A 2,172-nucleotide genomic window follows, 5' to 3' on the forward strand; every position below is an offset into this window, starting at 1 on the left:
GGGGTCGATCCGCCGGCTGAGCAGGCCGGGCAGGCCGGTGATGACGGTGCAGATGGCGTAGACCAGGTCACTGGTCAGGTGGGGCCGGGAGGTATGCCCGCCGGGCGAGTCCAGCACCAGCTCCACGGTGTCGGCCGCGGAGGTGACCTGCGCTTGCACACCGCACAGGCGTCCGACGAGATCAGGCACGCTCGACGCGATGGGGGACGCGACGAATTGGCGGGCGAGCCGCCAGCCGAATATCTGTTCCCACGTGACGCGCACCCGATCCTGCGGATATCGCCGCGGCCGCGGTGCTCGGTCCGGCCGAGCTCGCCGAGATGATCCGGGCACGGCACACCGTGGTGGTCGATACCCGCGGCGCGGCGCCGCCCCCCCCCCCCCCCCCCCCCCCCCCGTTCCCGATGAGTCGGAGTGACGATCAACCAACGAGCCGGCGGCGCAGCAGCGCGGCGGTGAGCCCGGCACCGAACAGCAGCACACCGACCATGAGCACGACCCCGCCCGAAAGCCAGCTGTACAGCGCGTAGTCGAGGTCGGTGGGTACGCCGGGCACGGCCGAGATCAACCGGTAGGTGTGCTCGGGTACCACGATCTGGACCGCTCCGGGCAGGATTCCCCACACCAGCCCCGCCGCCATGGCCGCGGCCGGTACGGCGGCGGCGAGCGCCGCGACGCCCAGCAGCAGGGCCGCGCCGACCACCGACTGGACCGGGGCCAGCCAGCGATCGGTGGCATCCCACCACCGGCCGGTGAGAACCGCTCCGTTGGCCGCGATACCGATCCCCACCGGCGTGAGCAGCACTGCGACCAGGATCGCCATAACCGTACGCAGGGGCTTCCCCGGCAACCGGCCGTTCGCGTCCGCTTCTCCCCCATCAGCACGATCCCGCTCGACGAGTTCGGTCATCCAGCACTCCTCCGGAACGGTCGGCACATGGTCGGGCAGCCATTGTCGCCGCCACTCACCCGGTTCGTACAACCGGTCACCCGTCGGCGCGCTTCGGCACCGCGTGGACAGTCCCCCGCGTAATAAGTCCCCCCGGTCGAGCGAGCCGCCTTCGCGGCCGGCGGAGCGCGCCCCTGGGCACACCGGCGGCACCGTGCGGCACGTCCACCGTGTGGTGGCTCATTGCTCGGCTGCCTCTCGATCGAGGTATGCGTTCCGGACGCGCCGCGGGTCCGGGTACGTCCACAGGCGCAGGTGGCTTCGCGGACGGGTCCGTCCTCGGTAAGGCACGCTCGCGCTGTCGAGATTCGTCGACGCCCGCGTTCACAGCGGACGGCGTGCGGTATCGGCAGGCGCCGCTCGGACAGCCGCCGCAGCGGAAGCCCGCAGCCGAACCATATTGACTAGTTATCATCCGATGCATACTCTTATTTATCAGTCGATAACAACAAACATTCGGGCCCGCCCGGATCTCCTTCCCGAGGAACCGCCATGTTCGGCACACTCATGATGTTCGTCGTCCCCACACTCGCTCTGCGCCTGCTCGGCCTGGTCGGCGTACGCCGCTTCGCCCCCTGGCGGGTCGCCGCCGCGCACGGGCTCGCATTCCTGTTCACCATGAGCGGGCTGGCGCATTTCGTGCCCGATTCGGTCACCGTCATGCCCAGCCACAGTGATCTGGTGGCGATGGTGCCCACCGCCATCCCGTTCCCGGAGTTCGCGGTGTATGCGACCGGTGTCCTGGAGTTGGCCGGTGCCGCCGGCCTGCTGTTCGCCGGCACTCGCCGCTGGGCCGGGGTCGGGCTCGCCGTCCTGCTGGTCGTCATGACCCCGGCGAATATCTACGCGGCGCTCGAGGACATCCCGCTCAACGGCGAGCCGCCAACACCGCTGTGGTTCCGGATCCCGGAGCAGATCGGGTACATCGCTGTCGCGCTCTGGATTGCGCAGGCGCTGCCCGCGAGACCGGTCGGCCGCGCAGAACACGAAACGCACGCGGTCGCCGGCCCGGCGGTCGCCAGCGGTGCCACGCAATCCGGTGGCCGCTGAGCCACCGGAATGGTGCGTGGGGGGGTTGACCCCCGCCCCCCCCGCGCCGGCCGCTGGACGTTCCTCACCGGCCCCACCCGGCACGACGAATTCCCGGCCACCGCCGCGGCCGAACTGTTCCGTCGCTACACCACGGTCGCCGGCACCGGCAGTCAGATCGTGCTGCCCTCGGC

2 protein-coding genes and 1 pseudogene are annotated in these 2,172 nt (G+C 70.6%); 1 reads left to right on the top strand and 2 read right to left on the bottom strand.

Features of this window, described 5'->3' with window-relative positions; all coding sequences use genetic code 11:
• Positions 1-147: pseudogene (locus QH195_RS35065) on the bottom strand (amidohydrolase); the annotation flags it as partial.
• 274 nt (positions 148-421) lie between these two features.
• Entirely contained in the window at positions 422-910 is a 489-nt protein-coding gene (locus QH195_RS09120; protein ID WP_280435030.1) for a hypothetical protein, read from the bottom strand.
• 531 nt (positions 911-1,441) lie between these two features.
• Between QH195_RS09120 and QH195_RS09125 the strand changes: the two genes are divergently transcribed.
• The gene (locus QH195_RS09125; RefSeq protein ID WP_280435031.1) at positions 1,442-1,999 is read left to right on the top strand and encodes a DoxX family protein; all 558 of its coding nucleotides are present in this window, start codon (positions 1,442-1,444) and stop codon (positions 1,997-1,999) included.
• Positions 2,000-2,172 lie beyond the last annotated feature (173 nt).

The organism is Nocardia carnea (assembly GCF_029868855.1).
GTDB classification, from domain to species: Bacteria; Actinomycetota; Actinomycetes; order Mycobacteriales; family Mycobacteriaceae; genus Nocardia; species Nocardia carnea_A.

Bases quoted from the DNA above. Each gene is read 5' to 3' on its own strand.
- QH195_RS09120 (WP_280435030.1), bottom strand. From the start codon at position 910: ATGACCGAACTCGTCGAGCGGGATCGTGCTGATGGGGGAGAAGCGGAC.
- QH195_RS09125 (WP_280435031.1), top strand. From the start codon at position 1,442: ATGTTCGGCACACTCATGATGTTCGTCGTCCCCACACTCGCTCTGCGC.